At 45.0% G+C, this 20357-nt stretch carries 15 protein-coding genes; 12 read left to right on the top strand and 3 right to left on the bottom strand.

Going from position 1 to position 20357, the window contains the following annotated elements:
• The first annotated feature begins 34 nt into the window (after positions 1-34).
• Complete coding sequence (gene ssb / locus L1286_RS08520) at positions 35-697, top strand: single-stranded DNA-binding protein (RefSeq protein WP_235406469.1); 663 nt, start codon at positions 35-37, stop codon at positions 695-697.
• A gap of 430 nt (positions 698-1127) precedes the next feature.
• Positions 1128-2723: an EAL domain-containing protein gene (locus L1286_RS08515; RefSeq protein ID WP_235406468.1), complete on the top strand. Its 1596-nt coding sequence runs from the start codon at positions 1128-1130 to the stop codon at positions 2721-2723.
• On the opposite strand, the gene L1286_RS08510 is transcribed toward L1286_RS08515, so the two are convergent.
• Positions 2715-3617 (bottom strand): 1-aminocyclopropane-1-carboxylate deaminase/D-cysteine desulfhydrase, encoded by a 903-nt coding sequence (locus L1286_RS08510; protein WP_235406467.1) that lies wholly within the window; start codon positions 3615-3617, stop codon positions 2715-2717. The genes L1286_RS08515 and L1286_RS08510 overlap by 9 nt on opposite strands.
• Positions 3618-3828: 211 nt before the next feature.
• On the opposite strand from L1286_RS08510, the gene L1286_RS08505 reads away from it, so the two are divergent.
• The 9 genes from L1286_RS08505 (at position 3829) to tldD (ending at position 16761) form a co-directional block, all read left to right on the top strand.
• Positions 3829-5841, top strand: coding sequence for an SUMF1/EgtB/PvdO family nonheme iron enzyme (locus L1286_RS08505; RefSeq protein ID WP_235406466.1), 2013 nt, complete (start codon positions 3829-3831; stop codon positions 5839-5841).
• 126 nt (positions 5842-5967) lie between these two features.
• Entirely contained in the window at positions 5968-7011 is a 1044-nt protein-coding gene (locus L1286_RS08500; protein WP_010376642.1) for a rod shape-determining protein, read from the top strand.
• Entirely contained in the window at positions 7011-7853 is an 843-nt protein-coding gene (gene mreC / locus L1286_RS08495; protein WP_235406465.1) for a rod shape-determining protein MreC, read from the top strand. Before L1286_RS08500 ends, mreC begins: the two co-directional genes overlap by 1 nt.
• Complete coding sequence (mreD, locus tag L1286_RS08490; RefSeq protein WP_235406464.1) at positions 7843-8319, top strand: rod shape-determining protein MreD; 477 nt, start codon at positions 7843-7845, stop codon at positions 8317-8319. The genes mreC and mreD overlap by 11 nt, the downstream gene beginning before the upstream one ends.
• Positions 8319-8897 (top strand): Maf family protein, encoded by a 579-nt coding sequence (locus L1286_RS08485; protein ID WP_235406463.1) that lies wholly within the window; start codon positions 8319-8321, stop codon positions 8895-8897. The genes mreD and L1286_RS08485 overlap by 1 nt, the downstream gene beginning before the upstream one ends.
• On the top strand, positions 8890-10362 hold the full coding sequence (gene rng, locus L1286_RS08480; protein WP_235406462.1) for a ribonuclease G: 1473 nt from the start codon (positions 8890-8892) through the stop codon (positions 10360-10362). Before L1286_RS08485 ends, rng begins: the two co-directional genes overlap by 8 nt.
• 6 nt (positions 10363-10368) lie before the next feature.
• A complete protein-coding gene (locus L1286_RS08475) occupies positions 10369-14439 on the top strand; it encodes a YhdP family protein (protein ID WP_235406461.1) in 4071 nt (1356 codons plus the stop codon).
• 61 nt (positions 14440-14500) lie between these two features.
• Positions 14501-15325 carry a carbon-nitrogen hydrolase family protein gene (locus tag L1286_RS08470; protein ID WP_235406460.1) on the top strand — a complete coding sequence of 275 codons (825 nt, stop codon included), beginning with the start codon at positions 14501-14503 and terminating at the stop codon, positions 15323-15325.
• Complete coding sequence (gene tldD, locus L1286_RS08465) at positions 15322-16761, top strand: metalloprotease TldD (RefSeq protein ID WP_235406459.1); 1440 nt, start codon at positions 15322-15324, stop codon at positions 16759-16761. Before L1286_RS08470 ends, tldD begins: the two co-directional genes overlap by 4 nt.
• A gap of 27 nt (positions 16762-16788) precedes the next feature.
• Here tldD and yjgA read toward each other — a convergent pair whose 3' ends face one another.
• Positions 16789-17313, bottom strand: a complete 525-nt coding sequence (gene yjgA / locus L1286_RS08460; RefSeq protein ID WP_235406458.1) for a ribosome biogenesis factor YjgA — start codon at positions 17311-17313, stop codon at positions 16789-16791.
• A gap of 152 nt (positions 17314-17465) precedes the next feature.
• Between yjgA and pmbA the strand changes: the two genes are divergently transcribed.
• Positions 17466-18815: a metalloprotease PmbA gene (gene pmbA, locus L1286_RS08455; protein WP_235406457.1), complete on the top strand. Its 1350-nt coding sequence runs from the start codon at positions 17466-17468 to the stop codon at positions 18813-18815.
• Positions 18816-18846: 31 nt separating this feature from the next.
• On the opposite strand, the gene mgtE is transcribed toward pmbA, so the two are convergent.
• Positions 18847-20205: a magnesium transporter gene (gene mgtE, locus L1286_RS08450; RefSeq protein WP_235406456.1), complete on the bottom strand. Its 1359-nt coding sequence runs from the start codon at positions 20203-20205 to the stop codon at positions 18847-18849.
• Between the last annotated feature and the right edge of the window lie 152 nt (positions 20206-20357).

Here is a 20357-nt window from a genome sequence, read left to right as displayed (position 1 = left end):
GGTAACGTTTGTAATTGTGTGAGGAGAGGGTGCCATGGCACGCGGTGTGAACAAAGTAATCTTGGTTGGTAATTTGGGCCAAGATCCAGAAGTACGTTATATGCCAAACGGAAACGGTGTGGCAAATATTAGTATCGCAACAACAGACAGTTGGAAAGACAAAAACACTGGCCAACTTCAAGAACGTACTGAATGGCACCGAGTGGTGTTATTTGGCAAACTAGCTGAAGTGGCGGGTGAGTATTTACGTAAAGGTTCTCAAGTATACATTGAGGGTCGCTTACAGACTCGTAAATGGACTGACCAAAGTGGCCAAGATAAATACACGACTGAAATCGTGGTTGATATGGGTGGTCAAATGCAAATGCTTGGCGGTCGTAATGAGCAAGGTGGCCAGTATCAATCAGGAGGCAACCAAGGCGGGTATGGCCAGCAGCAAGGTGGTTTTGCACCACAGCAAAACACTCAGCAGCAATATGGACAGCCAGCAGCGCAACAAAGTGGATTTGCTCCGCAGCAGCAAGCGCCTCAGCAAAGTGCACCACAGCAGCAAAATAATAACTTTGGCGGCCAAACGCAAAGTGCACAACCACAAGGTGGACAGGCACAAGGTGGGTTTGCACCACAACAGGGTAGTGGCAGTGCTTCAAACCCGATGGAGCCACCCATTGACTTTGACGACGATATTCCGTTCTAACCAACGAACGGTATCGCCTTTGCTAAAAAGCCTCCTATTTGTGGAGGCTTTTTTGTTTTTGCCCCCCTCCCCATAGGAAGCGTATGAGAGGAAGCCCAAGTGAGCGAGTCATAGATGTCATGTCTGTTTTAATGGGGTTAATACCGTAACAGAATCCAGAGAGCTTACATATACCTCGTGTGCTAGGAGGTGAGCGTGAATCTGTTGATGGGCGGCGCCTAGATGACGGATCGATACTTGAGTTGCACTGAAGACACTATCTGTAAAAATATATTACACGCTATATCAGCAGTTTTGCTGATTCTTACCTGCCCTTCCTTGAGTTTTGCAATAGATTGAACAAAACTTTAGACAGAATCACCAACGACTACTTTATATTATGCTTCACTTTGCGCTCCTAGATAACACGTTTAGACGAGGGTATGTACTCTTGATAGCGTGGTGTGTGTTAGCGCTGGTTGGAAATTTGTCCGTGATCCACATGACAAACGTTTGGGTGACGGAGGATGCGACACGTTTGTCTATGCAATTATCAAACTATGTTGAACCTGTGCACCGTCAAGACATTCATAAAGAAGCCCTGAAATTTGGATTTAGCCCGGAAGCGCCAGTCAACTTTCCATTGGCTTGGTTTTCAAACCCATATGAAATAAATCTGGCGCAGCAGAGGTTGACACTGTATCCAAACACGGTCGTATTGAAAGGGCTCAATGCAGGCATATGGCTCAATATCTCACTGTTGCTCATTGGACTGGTGTTTAAGTTAAAAAACAAATTTAAGCGCAGTCAAAGGGGGAGTGTGGATGGTCGAAAGGTGGAAAAAGCGGGTCATAAAATCAAACCACCCAGTGCACAAGAGCTTATTTTACCTGTTAGTACTAGTCAGCAAGTGAACATGTTTGCGATGTTCAAATGGCGTTGTGAACTGCCTAAACACGTTGAACCACAGAGCCATTTCAGTGTGACATTGGCAAAATGCTTTAACAAATATCGCTACTGCTCTGCGAAGTACTTGTCATCGGGAGCATTGGCCGTAACATTGTCTTCTTTGAGCAAAGATGAAGTCGAGCAAACAGTCAAACGCCTACATGAGGTTGTGTATCAAGCACTTTTAGCGTTTCGCGGGGATTTGTCCAGAAGTGCTGTTAAATGTGGGGCGTGTTTTTACAGTGAAGGCGCAGACCAAACTCAGGTTTATCAAATCGCGCGATCCTCGCTCAGTGTGGCACAAAACCATGTGTGGCAACACATTCATATGCTGCCATTGAACCGTACCTTAGCGGAGAGTTTGTTAGACGCAGAGACCAATGTCATTGACGATATTAAGGCTGGTCGCTTTGTACTGTTTTTTCAGCCCTTATTCGATTTTAAGACGCAAGATGTAATCCAAAGTGAGGCATTACTTCGCGTAAGGCATAAAACACTGGGGTTGATCACTGCGGGGCAGTTTATTCACAAAATCCATCGTAGCGAGCACCTTATAGAGTTGGACAAGTCCATTGTACGCCAAGCGCTTAAGGTGTTGAGCAAGGAGCCAAAAGGGTTTACGGTGAGTGTCAACTTGCATGTCGTAAATTGGTCAAACAGTGAATTTTTAAGTTGGTTAATGGCCATTTTAAAAGAATCTGGAAGAGCCAAAGATGTCACTTTGGAATTGATGATTTGTGATTATTATCAACATCGCAGCTATTTTGAGCAATTTTTTGATGCATTGTCTCCGTTAGGAGCCAGCATCGTGCTCGATCACGTCAATGGTCCCTTGGATGTCGCTCCACTGCAAAAAGTACATAACATCGTAGGGATAAAACTCGCATTTGAGCTAATACATGATATTCAATCAAGCGCAAAACGCCGCGCTGTGGTAAAGCAAATTGTTAACCAAGCCAAAAAGTTGCATGTGCCCGTATATGCCGTAGGTGTCGAAACACAAGATGAACTTAATTGCATTAAACGGTTGGGTGTTGATGGGGCTCAGGGTTATTACTTTAGTGCGCCATTACTTGAACTTGAGAATAGTCTAAATTAGGTTGCGATAGCGCAAGCCATCTAAGCCTTGAAGTCCGCCAGTATGAATAGCGACAATTGTACTGTGCTCAGGGAAATAACTTTGTTCGATAAGTTGCCACAGCCCAAACATCATCTTGCCGGTATATATCGGCTCTAGTGGCAGTGCGTGATCTTGTTTCATCTGTTGGCAAAAAGCCCACTGTGCATCGCTGAACTTACCATAGCCACCATCGTGAAATTGATGCATCAGCTGCCAGTTTTGCTGTGATGCGGCATTGGGATTTAATCTACATACTTCTTGAGATAGGTATTCAGCGCCTTTTAAAACACACATACCCAGCGCTTGGGTTGATGTTGGTAATCCGCTCAATATCCCAGCAAGTGTTCCGCCACTGCCAACTGCGCAGCATACGTAATCAGCGTTGGGAAGCGACAGCGCGAGTTCTTTGCAGCCTTGCAATGCAAACTGATTACTGCCCCCCTCTGGCACGATATAGGTATTTGGGAATTGCGTTGCCAAGTCTTGTAAGTAAGCGTTGTCAGATCTCTGTCTGTATTCTAATCTTGTGACTGCATGCAAATTAACACCGCACGCTTTGGCAAAGCGTAGAGTGGGGTTTTGCATATCTAAGTGGGGTCCTCTTACAATGATGTGGGCCGGAATATTGAATAATTTACTTGCCATAGCAGTGGCATATAAATGGTTCGAAAATGGCCCTCCAAAGGTAAGTATGGCACTGCGATTTAGCCGTTTGAGTTCAATCAAGTTGTACTTGAGTTTGCGCCATTTATTGCCCTGTACAGTGGGGTGTAAAAGGTCATCCCTCTTCACGAGCAATGTCACCTTTTTATCACGTAGTAGTGGGTGGTTAATACGTTGAACGGGTGATTCTAGGTGCTTGGAATTGAACATCAGATTTTAGAATTCTCTATAAATAAGCGCTTTGAGGTTATTATTTCATGAAAATGTGCAGAGAACACTGGTAACGACGTGACTAATAGTTGTAAACTCAGATATTAATTGTGCAAAGCTTGTGTTTTACTCCGTAAGTACATAGCATTAAGCATTAAAATATCAAAAATAACAAAGACCAAAACAACTGCCGCTGTTGGGAATGGAATATATGCGAATTGCTCCTTTATCTCTTTTTGTCTCTGCCGCCTTATTGTCTGTAAGTGTTTGGGCACAAGATACTGCGACTGTGACAGCTATCGAGTCAGAGCGCTCTGAAAAACAAGCTGAGTTAGACAGATATACTCAGATTTTAGATAAGCATGTTGCTGAAGAAGCTCGTTTACAGGCTCAGCTAGAATTATTAAGAAACAATTCCAGCGAGCTTGATAAAGAAAAGAACCAAGCTTTAGACGCAATGAATGATTTATATCGTCGTTTAATCGATGATCCATCTATCGATATTTCTTCTGCACAGCTGAGATATCAGCAATCTGTTTCTGATCATAAAGCCAATAAAGAAGACATCGCGATGCAATTAGCGGCCATCGCATCGCACCGAAAAGATATTGAGCAGATCCGCGTTAGCAAACATACACTTGTCAATACAATTGCCAGCTTAAGAGATCAACTTAGCACAGCACGTGTTGAGCGTCTGCGTAATGAGTTTACACGCGAAGGGACGTTAGAAGTTGAACATACGATTAATTGTAAGCGTACAGAAACTTTGGCAGCGTGTGAGCAACGTGGTCAACAGCTTGGCTTACAAAAGGCCACTAAACGGTTTATTGACCAAATTTTTGCAAATCTAACCGAACAACGGCTCGTCGAACCAAAACGCCACATGGCAGGAGCGCAAGTTCAGGTCGTGAGCAGCCACGTTGTCGGCAGTGCCTTCAGTGGCCAAGGTAATTACAGTGTGAATTTGAGTGTCACAATGCGCGGCGATGTGAATAACAGCCGCTTGTGTGGCCTGTTGTCTTTGGACAATCGATTCTGTAGTGAATATGGCACGCCATTGGCTGTGGGGTATCAAGCGAGTTATCCAACGACCTTCAGTGACAGTCAGTTAACTTTCAATGATGAGGTTGAAAGCGTGGAGCGTACTGTCCCGAGTATTGCAACGCTGCAACCAAAGCCAGAGATAAAATCACAAGTACTACAGCAAGCGCCGCAAGATCGACAAGTTGATTTAACGTTACGTTCGAACGTTTATGACGATGAAGTCTTTATCGATGGCGTCAGTTACGGATCTACTAAATTAGTGGTCAGTGTACCGCTTGGAGCGTATGACATTGAGATCCGTAAATTGGGTTATGAGTCATACAAAGCACAAATTGACGTGCGCAGAGCGCGAACGATCAATGCAAAGCTGATAAAAAAGCCTGAGTCGATTGCTGCACCGACGCCAAAAAGCGAGCAACAGAGCACTCCGATCGCAGTAAAGCAGAAAGTGACGCCCAATCTTGTTGAAAACAAGGTTGTGATCATTCCTGCCGGGACATTTCAAATGGGAGATTTGACCGGAAATGGTCTTGCCAATGAAAGACCCGTCGTCGAAAAGGTACTAAGTCACTCTTATGCGATGCAAAGTAAAGAAGTGACCGTTGCCGAGTTTAGACAATTTATTCTGAGTACGGGTTACCAAACTGAAGCAGAAAAAGGCACTGGCTGTGCCCATTATAAAAATGGCGAGCCAATTTGGGAAAGTGAATACGATTGGGATAACCCAGGGTTTGAACAAGCAGATAACTTTCCGGTAGTTTGTGTTACATATGAAGATGCGAAATCGTATGCAAACTGGCTTTCAGGTGAAAAAGGTATCCAATTCCGACTACCTAATGAGGTTGAGTGGGAATATGCAGCCCGTGCTGGCACCAGCTCAGAATACCCATGGGGTAACGAAATAGGTCGTGGACTAGCTAATTGTGGTTGGTGTGGCAGTGATTGGTCAAACAAAAGCCCAGCGCCTGTTGGTGAGTTCTCGCCAAACAATTATGGTTTATACGATACCGTCGGTAATGTTTGGGAATGGACACAAAAGCGTGCTTCACAAGAGGATGTGACAGTGAGAGGCGGGGCGTGGAACTTTGCGCCAAGCTTGGCGAGAGTTTCAACTCGCCTAGCCTTAGCACCAGATTTTAGGGCCAACTACATTGGTTTTAGGTTGGTTCGAGAAAGATAAATTAATATGCGCGAGGAGCGTGTATTCAGTTAAAGTGCAGTTTGCACTTTGTAGACTTAAATATTTCAGCCGTGGCGCATGTCGACACGGCTTTGTTAAAAGAATTCTTTAAGGTTACCCAGCCTCATGTTTAAAAAGCTACGCGGATTATTTTCTAACGACCTGTCTATTGACTTAGGCACGGCAAATACCCTGATTTATGTGAAAGAAGAAGGCATTGTTCTAAATGAACCTTCAGTAGTTGCGATCCGTCAGGAAAGGGCCGGTGGGCCAAAGAGTGTCGCTTCTGTTGGTACTGCGGCAAAGCAGATGCTAGGTAGAACACCTGGTAATATCAAAGCAATCCGCCCTATGAAGGATGGCGTTATTGCTGACTTTTACGTAACAGAAAAAATGCTTCAGCATTTTATAAAACAAGTTCACAACAACAACTTTATGCGTCCAAGTCCACGTGTCTTAATCTGTGTACCATGCGGTGCAACTCAGGTTGAAAAACGTGCTATTCGTGAATCGGCAATGGGTGCAGGCGCACGAGAAGTGTATTTAATTGAAGAACCGATGGCGGCGGCCATAGGGGCGGGTCTACCGGTATCAGAAGCGACAGGTTCAATGGTGGTTGATATTGGTGGCGGCACGACAGAAGTTGCCATTATTTCTTTAAATGGTGTTGTATACTCATCTTCGGTTCGTATCGGTGGCGACAAGTTTGATGAAGCAATCATCAACTACGTAAGACGTAATTTTGGTAGCTTGATCGGGGAAGCCACAGCCGAACACATCAAACATGAAATTGGTTCGGCATTCAAGAGCGAAACCCCGATTGAAATTGAAGTGCGAGGTCGTAATTTAGCTGAAGGTGTACCGCGCTCATTTACTTTGAACTCGCATGAAATATTAGAAGCCCTCCAAGAGCCGCTGATGGGTATCGTCAGTGCGGTTATGGTTGCGCTTGAACAGTCCCCACCAGAGTTGGCCTCGGATATATCCGCACATGGTATGGTGCTAACGGGGGGCGGCGCACTGCTAAAAGATCTAGACCGTCTGCTTATGGAAGAGACGGGGATACCTGTTGTTGTTGCTGATGACCCACTTACATGTGTTGCTCGTGGTGGTGGTAAGGCGCTAGAGATGATAGACATGCATGGTGGCGACGTCTTTAGTTACGACTGATGAATTTACTGTTTGGCCGAAGTGCATCACTACAACTGCGACTTACCGTCGCAGTTGTGCTTAGTATTGTGCTGATCATTGGTGACAGATATACCTCAGGGGGCACGTTTGTGCGCACTACGCTCAATACGTTAGTGAGCCCTGTACTGTATGCGGCGAATGTGCCTTATGAACTCTTCAATGTTGGTGCCAAAAGCTTAAACACACGCGATCAACTGCTACAAGAAAACCAAGCACTACGTGCTAAGCAACTTCTACAAAGTGAGCAGCTCCAACAATATCAATTTCTGCTTAAAGAAAATGTCGAGCTGAGAGCGCTGTTAGGTGCATCGTCTCGTCAATCAAATGCCCGTCAAATTGCACAAGTTTTATCTGTGCGCTCAAACCGTTACAGTCACCAAGTTGTTATCAATAAAGGCACGATAGATGGTGTCGAAGAAGGGCAAGCGGTGATTGATGAATTGGGGTTAGTTGGTCAGCTTACGCAAGTGGGCACGACAACATCTCGGGTATTGCTTATGACGGATACCACGCATGCGACGCCAGTACGTATTCTGCGAAATGACGTCAGTATGGTGATTGAAGGCATTGGGAAAATCAACTTGGTGCAGTTAGCACACGTATCGCACAGTCTTGATATTCGGATTGGCGATATATTAGTTACATCTGGGTTGGGCGGACGCTTCCCAGAAGGATACCCAGTGGCCGTGGTGACAGAAATCGATCGCGATGAGGGATTGCCGTTTGCTAAAGTGTATGCGGAGCCAATAGCTCAGTTGGATCGTATCCGTCTGCTCGTCATTTTAGGTAAAGGTAATCAAGGAGCAGTCAATGAGTCGTAGTTTTTCCTTGGTCGCATTTAGCGTTTTCTTGGCGTTGATTATGGCGCTGATGCCTCTCCCATTTTCCTTGGAGCCATTCAGGCCTGACTGGGTTTTACTGGTTTTGATGTATTGGTCAATTGCTATTCCACATCGAGTAAATATCGGTTGGGCTTGGTGTACGGGCTTGATTATGGATTTGGCTGTTGGCTCACCGTTGGGCATCAATTCCTTAACTTATTCTGTATGTATCTATATTACAGTGAGTAACTTTCAAAAACTGCGTAATTTTTCTTTGTGGCAACAAGCCATGTTAATCGGGTTATTTTTGGCGCTATATCACTTACTACAGTTTTGGTTAAATCACTTTTTGTTAGATATTTATTTTGATCCAGCCTACCTGTGGCCGGCATTGATAGGCATGTTTTGTTGGCCTTGGATTTTCTTGTTACTTAGAAAATATAGAAGGCATTTTAGGATCCGTTAATGACTGTAAAATTATATTTGGCTTCTGCTTCTCCACGTCGTAAAGAACTTCTCACACAACTTGGTTACGATTTTGAACAATTTTCTGTTGATGCAGATGAAACAAAACTTTTAAATGAAACTCCAAGTACTTATGTAGAGCGCTTAGCACGATTGAAAGCACAAAGTGGTGTTGAGTTGGGTTATCACGATAGCCCAGTACTTGGCAGTGATACGATTGTTGTCGCTGATGGCCAAACGCTAGGAAAACCAAGAGACTTTGCTGATTTTAATGCCATGATGACGCTGTTATCTGGCAGTACACACCATGTGATGACGGCGGTTGCACTGGCGCAAGGGGAAAGGGTCTTAAGTACGATAGTGACTACCGAAGTAACATTTAAGCCATTATCAGAACAAGAGATTGTAGCGTATTGGCAAAGTGGAGAGCCCCATGATAAGGCCGGCGGGTATGGTATCCAAGGCTTAGGGGGAAGATTTGTCAGTCAACTAAAAGGTAGTTATTTCGCAGTAGTCGGACTACCTTTATATGAAACAGATGAACTAATTCAAGCATTTATGGCAGGCCAAGATGAGTAGCGAATTATTGATCAATGTGACACCGAGTGAAAGTCGCGTAGCCTTAATTGAAAATGGCGTTTTACAAGAGGTTCAGGTCGAGCGTGTCGGAAACCTCGGCATTGTGGGTAACATCTATTTAGGTAAAGTCAGCCGTGTACTACCTGGGATGCAGGCTGCTTTTGTGGATATTGGTTTAGAAAAAGCCGCTTTTTTACATGCTTCTGACATCGTGAGCAGCGCTTCTATCGAAGAAGATGTCGATGAGCAACCAGTGAAAAAAGTGCAGGATATTCGCGAACTAGTAAAGCAAGGTCAATTTATTATGGTACAGGTCGTGAAAGACCCAATTGGTACCAAGGGCGCTCGCCTGACGACTGACATTACCATTCCTTCACGCTACTTAGTGTTTATGCCTGATGCGACTCATGTCGGAGTCAGCCAAAGGATCGAAACCGAAGAAGAGCGGAGTCGATTGAAGAACATTGTTGCGCAGTACAATGATGAAAATGGTGGTTTCATTGTCAGAACTGCGGCTGAAGGGGCTGCTGAAGCAGAGCTAAAGCATGATGCTGAATTCCTCAAAAAGCTCTGGCAAAAAATTGTAGGTAAGCGACGCAAAACCAGCAAAGCGAGCATCTTACATGAAGACCTAACACTCGCTTTTCGTACTTTGCGCGATTATGTAGGTGAAGATATGGAGCGCATTCGTGTTGACTCTAAACTGACATACCAACAGCTAAAATCGTTTACGGAAGAGTTTGTTCCGCAGTTGTCAAACACACTTGAATACTACCCAGGTGAAAGGCCTATCTTTGATTTATTCGATGTAGAAGCTGAGATCCAAAAAGCGTTGCACCGAAAAGTGGAGTTAAAGTCAGGTGGCTATTTAATCATTGACCAAACTGAAGCCATGACGACAGTGGATGTGAATACCGGTGCCTTTGTTGGCCACAGAAATTTAGAAGAAACGATTTTTAATACCAATGTTGAAGCGACCTCAGCGATCGCGCGTCAGCTTAGGTTAAGGAACCTGGGCGGTATTATTATCATAGATTTTATTGATATGATTTCTGATGAACACAAACGACGGGTATTGCATTCGCTCGAAGCGGCACTCGCAAAAGACAGGGCGAAGGCCAATATAAATGGCTTGTCAGCGCTCGGTTTAGTTGAAATGACGCGAAAACGCACCAGAGAAAGTCTAGAGCATATTCTTTGTGATGTATGTCCATCGTGTTCAGGCCGCGGCTCGTTAAAAACGGTAGAAACAGTGTGCTACGAAATCCTGCGTGAAATTGTAAGAGTCAATCGCGCCTATGAAGCTGATAAATTTATGGTTTATGCATCTGCGGCAGTCAGTGAGGCACTGGTCAATGATGAATACCATAACTTGGCTGAACTGGAGCTATTCATAGGTAAACAAGTCAGTATTCAGACTGAAAACTTGTACAGCCAAGAGCAGTTTGATGTAGTAATGATGTAGGCCAGTATGCAAGCCAAAACGATATGCTTCTTTTGTGTGAGAAAAGTTTGGCAGGTGTTTGCCGTGACCTTGGTGACACTTGCTGTGCTTGTTTCCCTGCTGAAGCTAACGTTACCTTATGCAAATGACTATAAAAGCAATATTGAGTCACTTATTTACGAGCAACTCAATGTTGAACTAAGCATTGGTTCAATCAGTGCGAGTTGGCAAGGCACAGGACCGGCACTGTTACTTAAAGACGTCAGCTTTGAAGACAATCAAGCATCGCCTATTTCGGTGCAAATTGAGAGTACCAACTTACAAGTCAATGTGGTGGAGTCCATTCGCCAGTGGCAACTTATCTCAAATTACTTCGTACTTGATGGGTTTAAAGCACATGTTTACCTAGATAAATTAACGCTGGGTGACAACGCCGGCGAATTCGAGCAGCAAGCGCTTATTGAAGGGCTATTTCTAGGAGATACAGGCCACTTTTCTGTTCAAAATAGCGAAATTCACCTCTACACCAAAACGCAAAAGCGGCATTCGGTGCTTATTCAAGATATGGTGTGGCAAAATAGTGAAGAAGCACACCATGGCGAAGGCCGATTAGTCCTACCCAATTTATCTCAAGGTAGCCTAGACACATTGGTTCGCTTAGAAGGTAAAACTCTGGAAGGGATTGGGGGTGAAATTTTCCTGCAAGCTCGAGAGCTCGATGTACTTGAGTTGATTGATGAGCACTTGGACGAGACGCACGAAGTAATAAGTGCAAGCATCAATGGGCAACTCTGGGCGCAGTTAAAACAAGGCCATATTGACGATGTTTTACTCCAATTTGAGCCAAGTTACTTCAAGTGGCAGGGCCAAGGCTCAGATAATAAATTAGGCCTTGATAGTGGCCAGTTACACTTTAAGAGAAGCGATGAAGGCTGGCGTTTTAGCAGCTCTGAGGTTCTCTTTAGTCATGGTGCGCATCTCTATGACCCCATGTTATTTCAGGGGGAATGGCGTGATGAAAAAAGTCAGTTTTGGCTGAAGCAGCTCAATGTTGATTTGCTCATCGATGCAATGTCACTCACGCACTATGCGTGGGCGAATGAACTGGTAAAAAGTGATATTCAAGGACGCCTGACCCAAGCCAAACTTACATGGGATAAACCCTCTGGCTTAAATGTATGGGGCGTTATGGAAGACCTAAGTTGGCAAGAAACCGAGTTAGCGCCGGGGTTTGCAGGTTTGGGCTTGGAGTTTCATTGGGTTGCTGGACGCGGTGTGGTGAGCGTTAATGCACATAAACAACAGCTAGTGACAGGCCCACGCTTTATCGACCCTATTGCCGTAGATGAGCTCAATGGTGATATTCATTTTTGGCCAGATGAGCAACAGTATTGGCATGTTCAATCGGACAACCTATGGTTAAGTAACCCGGACTTAAGCGTCGCATTAGAATTTCATACGCGTTTATTCGAAGAGCCTGAGTTGGACTTATATGCCGAAGCCTATGGCGGTGATGCACGAATAGCTGGCCGTTATTTTCCATTAGAATTAATGCATACCAACCTTGTTAAGTATTTAAATAAAGGGATTTTAGCGGGACAAAATAACGGCACACAGGTCCTTGTCTCAGGCCCTTTGAAAGACTTTCCTTATCGCAGCACCTATGGTCAGTTTGAAGTGCTGGCACAGATCAAAGACGCTGAATTTCTTTTTGCTCCGGATTGGCCCAGTATTCATAGCGCTGATGTGCTATTGCATTTTATCAATGAACGTATGGACATCACGACGCGTTCGGGCCAGCTTGCTAATCAACATATCAAAGGCGATGTTGCGGTCCGTTTAGCTGACTTAGAGCAGGCAGATATCTTAACTGTGGATATTAATCAGACCACTGAAGCAGAGACATTACAGCCATTTTTTGCGCAAACCCCGATTGCACAACCTTTGGTGGATGTGCTAGACGTTGTGCAAGGGAAAGGGCCCGTTTCTGGTCGCGTGGGCTTAGAGATTGCGTTAGACAGTTTAGATGTGCTTGCAACAGGGGCTGTGCATTTCACTGATAATGCAATTTATCTCAGCCAACCGGGGATGAAGCTCGAGCAAGTTTCTGGTACGTTGCAGTTCAAGGATGATGAGATTGCCTTTTTAGATGGGCAAGCCTTTTGGCTAGATATGCCAATGTCTTTTACCGTTAAAGGAGGTGGGGACAATCAGGGTTACTTAGTCAGCGTGGATACGGACATGCTGATTTCAAGCGAGAAATTATTACCCTATGGTCACGGAATTATGGATGGCTTTATCGCAGGTGAAACTAAACTTGAAACCAGTGTTACCTTGAACTTCGAAGATGCGGGATTTAATTATCTAGCGAGTTTCCAATCAGATCTGAAGGGAGTGTCTATCGATTTACCGGCCCCTTACCAAAAGACACCAACAGACACTTATTTATTGTCGGGTGAAGTCAGAGGTGATGATATCTCCAACCTCATCACAGCCAATTACCATGACCTGCTGTATTTTAACGGCATCCTGAATAATCAAAATGGGCAATTAGACAAGGCACACTTGGTCGTTAGCGAACAAAACCGGGGTTTGGATAAATCAGGTTTTGTGGTGACGATAGAGCATCCAGAACTTGCGTTGGACCCTTGGTTTGATTTTATTGATCGGATTATCGACAAGAGCACACAGGCCAACACTGACGAACCAAGGATCTTACCTGAGTTGAATGAGATTCGTGCCAATTTAGGGCAGTTGGAAGTGGGTGGGTTATTGTTTAATGATTTCGAAATGCGAATGACGCCAGACCCGCAAGCATTAAAAATGCGTTTAGCAGGTAAAGAGCTGCGGGCACAAGTGAAGATCCCAAACAAAGAAACTAACCTACCTATTCACGTTCAAGCAGATTATCTGCGCTTAAACTCAAAAAAAGTAGATGAGGCAACGGCACAAGAAAATAACACCGAATTGCAGGACCACACCTGGTTAGCTTCAATTCCCGCCATAGAGTTTGGGTGTGATGATTGTCGATTGAACCAGTATCAGCTAGACAGAGTCAACCTTGCGTTATTCGGAGATGGAACGCGTCTTAATGTGACTAATTTGAGCGTGGATAAAGGCACGCATACCCTCACCGCCAAAGGTAGTTGGCAAAATGGTACGTCAGAATTCAGAGGAAACCTCAGTAGTGCGGATTTTGGTGATCTGATGGAGGAGTTTGATATCACCTCCACTGTTAAGGACTCTCAAGCAAACATTGATTTTGACTTACAATGGCAGTCTGCACCGTATGATTTTCAGTGGACAAGCCTCGGTGGAGAAATTCAGTGGCGATTAGGTGAGGGGCATTTAACGGACATCAGTGATCAAGGGGCGCGCGTATTTTCGTTACTGAGCTTAGATTCATTGGTTCGTAAACTCAAATTAGATTTTCGAGATGTGTTTGCAAAGGGCTTTTTCTACAACCAAATGGAAGGCAGTCTGCAATTGGAAAATGGTATCGCTTATACCCAAGATACAAAAATGGATGGTGTACCCGCGGATCTGAGCATTTCCGGCTATGCAAACTTGAAAACACAAGAAATTAACTATGACTTAGCAATTGCTCCTCAAGTGACTTCGAGCTTACCTGTTATTGTTGGGTGGATGGTCAATCCAGTAACTGGTTTAGCGGCTTTGGCGATCGACAAAGTGATTCATTCTGCGCGTGTGATTTCTGAAATAAACTTTAAAGTAACTGGGACAATGAAAGAGCCGGTGGTGACAGAGGTCGATCGTAAGAGCCGTGAAGTGACGTTACCTGGTGCTAAAAAGCCCCCGGTTGAAACAAACAGGAAGCCCAAATCAGATGCGGGTAACTCGGTACCTCCAGTGCGCACTGAAACTCATCCACAAGGCGGACCTGACACATCGAATCGCATGACTGAGGCCCAAGAGAATGTCACAGAGGACAAGCATACTGGCGAGCTTTCACCAGTGCTTCAGGAGACTCAATCAATGAAAAAATCAGAAAGTACTGCGCCGCAGACTCATCAAGCTGTCGAACAGGCCGAAGGTGACATTGCTACAGAGGAAGGCCCACCTTCACAAAGATTTTAAACTCAGGGTCACCGTGGCAGCTTAATCATGTGCAAAGATAAAACAAGTTTGGAATAGAAAGATGCGTACAAACGTCAATGTTGTCGTTATCCCAATGTGCTCTACAAGGCTACCTGAAGAAAATTTAGAGTACCTTACAGCGAAATTAGAGACTCTCTCACTATCAGAGTCGACATTAGTCTGTTTGCCTGAAGCTTGGCTGGCATTTTGTAAAGATGGTCAGGAATCTCTTGAAGTGTCAAAGACAGCGAGTTTGTGGCAAGCAAAGCTCTCTTTACTGTGCCAAACCCAAAAAATCTGGTTAGCCGCAGGCACTATGCCGATTTATGCAGGTGATGGCCGTTACCATGCGGCTAGTTGCTTATTTAACACCGCAGGGGAACTGGTAACAACATATAACAAAATACATTTGTTTGATGCAGATGTGGCCGATTCGGCAAAACGATACCGTGAATCTGAATTTACGCAGTCCGGAAATGAGATCCAAGTTGTAGATAGTCCATTTGGTAGACTAGGCTTAAGTGTATGCTATGACGTGCGCTTTCCTGGGTTATACCAGCAGCAACGCGACCAAGGCGCGGATATTTTACTGGTCCCAAGTGCGTTTACGACCGTGACTGGACGTGCTCATTGGTTACCTTTACTGCAAGCTCGAGCAATAGAAACCCAGTGTTTTGTTATTGCCGCGGCGCAGGTAGGCAAACACGAAAATGGGCGAGAAACGTATGGTCACAGCGTCATAATTTCACCTTGGGGCGATGTTTTGGCAAATAGCAAATTATCCTTACAGCCGATACAGCAACATATCGATTTAAACGAAATTGATAAAATTAGAGCTGCTATGCCAGTTTTAACGCATAACCGATTTAAGAGCAATTATTTATGAATCAAGTTGAAAAGAACTTGCTGACTGACAGTCAATTAACACGAGAGCAGCTAGAGCAGACATTAAATTATATCCATCAACACCAAGTGGATTATGCCGATCTGTATTTTCAGTCCAGCTACCATGAGACTTGGGTGCTTGAAGATGGTCAAGTCAAGGAAGGGAGTTATAATATTGAACGCGGTGTTGGTGTAAGAGCTGTCAGCGGTGAACAGACAGGCTTTAGCTATTCAGATGCCATCAATTTAGAAGCGATAAATCAAGCGGCCGAAGCTGCGCGCTCCATCGCTTCTCGCGGTGAATCACAAACAGTCGAGGTATTTTGCGAGCGAGATGCGCCATTGCAATTTGCACCGGTACAACCACTACTGAGTATGAGCGATCAAGAAAAGGTTGCGCTACTTAGAGAAGCTGATGCCGCGATTAGAGATATTGCGCCCGATGCACAGCAGGTTGTGTGCTCCATTGCTGCGGTGTATGAAGAGGTCTTGATCGCTGCCAGTGATGGTACTTTTGCGACAGATATTAGGCCGCTTGTACGCTTGAATTGTTCGGTGTTGCTAGAGCAAAACGGACGCCGAGAGCGCGGCAGTGCTGGCGGTGGTGCGAGACTCGATTACGGTTATTTTAAAGAGTTTGTTGATGGCAAACCGAGATGGCTGAGCTACGTGCATGAAGCCGTAAGAATGGCGAGGGTCAATTTGGAAGCGATTGACGCTCCCGCGGGAACCATGCCTGTCGTGCTTGGCGCTGGGTGGCCAGGTGTCTTGTTACACGAAGCGGTTGGACACGGACTGGAAGGTGATTTTAACCGCAAAGGAGCATCTGCATTCAGTGGCCGTGTTGGTGAGCAGGTCGCTTCAGAGCTCTGCACCGTTGTGGATGATGGCACTTTGGCTAATCGACGTGGTTCGCTCAATATAGACGACGAAGGCACTCCAGCTGGCTACAATGTATTGATAGAAAAAGGCATTTTAAAAGGGTATATGCAGGATAAAACCAATGCCCGTCTGATGGGGAGTGCGTTGACAGGCAACGCACGACGAGAGTCGTTTGCACATTTACCTATGCCACGTATGACAAATACGTATATGTTACCCGGTGAGAGTAGCCAAGCAGACATTATTAGCTCGGTGAAAAAAGGCATTTTTGCGAGTAACTTTGGCGGTGGGCAGGTAGACATTACGTCTGGCAAATTTGTCTTTTCAGCATCTGAAGCTTACTTGATTGAAGATGGCAAAGTGACCCAACCAATTAAAGGTGCAACATTAATTGGTAATGGCCCAGAAGCCATGCAATATATCTCTATGGTGGGGAATGATCTGGCACTGGATAAAGGGGTTGGGATCTGTGGTAAAGACGGTCAAAGTGTCCCCGTGGGGGTGGGTCAACCAAGCTTGAAGATAGATCAACTAACAGTGGGTGGTACCGCCTAAACAAAAAGGAGGGTAAGCCCTCCTTTTTTAGTCCAAAATAGCATCTTTTAAGTACTGAAACAGCTCTTTATACCCCTTAGCAGGCTTTTCTGCTTTGAGTTCTTTATTGGCTTGGCGCACAAGCTGACGTAATTTTTGACGCTCCATGTTTGGATACGTATCAAGTAATTCGTTGATCTTGCCGTCACCTTGAGAAATCACTTCTTCTCGTACGCGCTCTATTTGATTGAGCAACACTTCTGCTTGGTTGTTTTTATTAAGTAATGTATCTAAGGCGCGTTGTAAATCTTCCACATTGTCCGTTGTACGCAATACTTTGGCAATATAGTTCATATGGCGTCGATAGGCATCGTGCTTACCACGAATTTTATCTGCCAATGCCATGGCTTCAAGCAATTCATGGCTAAGCGGTAATTTATCTCTTTGCTTCTTGCCTAGCTCGGCAATGTCAATTCCAAGTTGTTGATATTGTTGAGCGTCGCGTTTTAATTCGCTTTTTGATACGTAGATGATTTCTTCATCTTCAATGTGGTTATCTGATTTTTTTGCCATAACTTTTTAGACACTGAATATTACAATTACATTGATTATACCAAGAAGCAGAAAAAAATATCGGTTTGCGTGTAAGGAACTGCTATCTAACCCAGCGAAAGTACGCCTCATGTGTTAGGATTGTAGTGATTACAAGCATTTGGAATAGCAACATGAATGATAACCAAGTTGGATCTATCTATCAGCAAATCGATGAAGTGAAAGGCGCCGTTTCTGAGGTTCTCAGCTTTGCCAAGCAGCTCGGTGCAACGTCGGCTGAAGCTGCCATGAGCCGCACTTCTGGACTGTCTGTCAGTACACGCATGGGCGAAGTAGATACAATTGAATTCAATCAGGATGGCAGCTTAGGGATCAGTGTTTACGTTGGTAACCACAAAGGTTCTGCCTCCACCGCTGACTTGAGTGAGCAAGCATTAAAGTCAGTTGTTGCAAAAGCAATTGAAATTGCCAAATATACGGCGGATGACGCGTGTAATGGGCTGGCTGAAAAAGCACTGATGGCACAAGACATTCCGGATCTTGATTTATACCACCCTTGGGATTTGAGCCCTCAGCATGCCATTGACAAATGCATAGAAGCCGAAAAAGCAGCACTTGAATTTGACGACCGCATCGTAAATTCAGATGGGGCGAGTGTGGCATCTCATCAAGGGTTGAGAGTATACGGCAATAGCCATGGCTTCCTCGCTGGTTTCCCTCGTACTCGCCATACTGTCAGTACGATGGTAATTGGTCAAGAAGGGGATGTAATGCAAAGAGACTCAGCGTTTAGTATCGGGAGAGTACACTCCGAACTTAAAAGCGCCACAGCAATTGGTGTGGAAGCTGCAGAGTCTACTTTGGCAAAACTCAATAGCCAAAAGCTTTCGACAATGAAGGTACCCGTTGTGTTTCGAGCTGATATCGCGAATAGCTTATTTGGCCACCTTGTATCTGCGATTGGAGGCGGTGCACTATATCGCAAGTCTAGTTTCTTACTGGATTCACTAGGGCAAAAGATCTTTAGTTCGATGGTGAATATCCAAGAACGTCCACATATGCTTCAAGGATTAGCATCTAGCCCATTTGATAGTGAAGGCGTCTTTACACAAGATCGTGAGATCATCACAGGGGGTGAACTACAAACGTATTTGCTGGCCAGCTACGCCGCGAGAAAATTGGGAATGACAGCAACTGGTCATGCGGGCGGTATTCATAACTGGTTGGTAAAACACACGCATGATGATTTGCAAGCGGTGTTAAAACAAATGGGAACCGGGTTATTGGTCACAGAACTGATGGGCCAAGGGGTGAATACCGTGACTGGCGACTATTCCCGTGGGGCTGCAGGCTTTTGGGTTGAAAATGGCGAAATTCAATACCCAGTAAGTGAAATCACCATTGCTGGTAATTTAAAAGAGATGTTCCAAAATATTCAAGCGATTGGCGCAGATGTTGAGCTGCGTGGGGCGGTACAAACCGGTTCTATTTTGATTGAGCGTATGCAAATCGCGGGAGCATAATATCAACCGTGGTTTTTACTTCGGTTTAATATCAGAGTAAAAACCACGTTGCTGTACCTAAAAATGCAAAAATGCCGACAATGTCGGTAACAGTGGTCAGTACCACACTGCCAGCTAGCGCTGGATCGATTTTCATTCTTTTGAGGATCAGTGGAATACTCGCGCCAGCAATACCGGCAGCAACTAAATTCATAAACATGGCAAAGGCGATAACTGCGCCTAATTTAAAGTCCCATTGCCATAGCGCCACGACACCCGCAATGAGCAGAGACCACAAAATACCGTTTAAAGCCCCAATTGCGAGCTCCTTACCAAGCAAAAAGCGTTGGTTGGTTTGGTGGACATGTCCTAAGGCGATACCACGGATCACCAAAGTCAATGTTTGACTGCCTGCGACGCCACCCATACTAGGCACAATGCCATTGAGCACGGCAAGGATTGGCAGGATGTCCAGTGTGCTTTCAAAAAAGCTTGCCACGAATGCCGCTAAGAGCGCAGTGAGCAAATTGATACCTAACCAAATTGACCGTCTTCGACTACTCTTTAAGACTGGGGCAAAGGTATCCTCTTCGTCTTCAAGACCGGCCATACTGAGCAAGCTATGCTCGGCATCTTCTCGTATGACATCAACAATATCGTCAATGGTGATCCGACCAAGCAGCTGACTTTGATCATCAACAACAGGGGCGGAGATCCAGTTATGGCGTTCAAACAGTTGAGCAACGTCACTTTCCTTCATTGAAACCGGGATGGTTTCTCGCTCTTCGTTCATTAACTCTTCGACGAGCTTGTCGGGTGGATTCGTTAACAATATGCCCAAGGGCAAGGCGCCTAAAAAGCGGTTTTCTTTGTCTACGACATATAGATCATCCGTCCCCTGTGGCAACTCTTCCTTCAAACGTAGGTATCTCAATACAACATCGAGGGAGACATCAGGCCTAATAGTAATGGTATCGCCATTCATCAGTGCGCCGGCAGAGTCCTCGGCATAGGAAAGCGCCAATGTGGCTCTGGCTCTGTCTTGGCTGTCCATTGCACTGATGACATCTTGATAAACGGGATCTGGCAAGCTTCTTAGCACTTCCCCTAAGTCGTCATCATCCATGTCCTCAGTCGCTGCCGCGATAAGCTCGGGTTCCATTTTAGCAATAATGCTAAGTCGTACATCTTCAGAGAGCTCTTCTAAGACATCCCCTTGAATATCGGGATCAACCAGTTTCCACAGGGTCGATCTAATCTTAAGCGGTGAAGATTCAAGCAGTAATGCGGTGTCGCACGGCGGGATCTCTGCGAGGGTCTGTCTAACTTGAACAAACTGTCCACTGTTGATAGCTTTGGTGACTTGTTGCAATTGCTCCAGTGTATAGTCTTGCTCAACGACGTCTGGCATAGGCTTCCTAAATAAAATGTGTGACGGACAATAAAGTATGTTCTAGTGTTTTTAACGTTTGTCTTTTTTATGTTTGGCTTTCGCAGAAACAATTATGATGTTGCTATAAATTTGTGTAAACAACACAGGAGATACTTAGCTACCAGTCTATC

The sequence above is a fragment of the Pseudoalteromonas sp. SMS1 genome (assembly GCF_021530565.1).
Lineage (GTDB): Bacteria > Pseudomonadota > Gammaproteobacteria > Enterobacterales > Alteromonadaceae > Pseudoalteromonas.
This window is presented reverse-complemented; position numbering and strand designations above follow the sequence as displayed.